Source organism: Methyloparacoccus murrellii (assembly GCF_054657115.1).
This window is the reverse complement of sequence record NZ_BAAHXD010000136.1, coordinates 1-337: the sequence shown is the minus strand read 5'-3', so window position 1 is coordinate 337 and position 337 is coordinate 1. Positions and strand designations below refer to the sequence as shown.

Here is a 337-nt window from a genome sequence, read left to right as displayed (position 1 = left end):
TCTGCTGATCATGGCTGGCGGGCTGCAGGAAGGCGCAGAAATGACGCAGGCCGTCATTGCGCGTGCCGACGTCGGCGGGAATAGCCGTTCCATGGTAGTACCCATCGCACAGGACTATTCGAAACTGACACAGGACAATAAGACTCGCCTCGAAGCCAGGGACAAGATTTCCATCGTCGGCTTTGTGGCCAAGGATCGCTATGTCACCCTTGCGGGACATATCAAAGAGCCTGGCAGATTCATCCTGACCAAGGACATGACCCTGGTGGATCTGATTGCCACACGCGGTGGCTTTCAGGATCCAGGTTTCCGACGCTCGGTCTTTCCGGACATGGCC

The 337-nt window shown here is 57.0% G+C and carries 1 protein-coding gene; it reads left to right on the top strand.

All coding sequences use genetic code 11. From position 1 onward, the window contains the following. A partial coding sequence (locus ACYQ1H_RS15620) for an SLBB domain-containing protein (RefSeq protein ID WP_460028960.1) occupies positions 1–337 on the top strand: 337 nt, incomplete at both ends.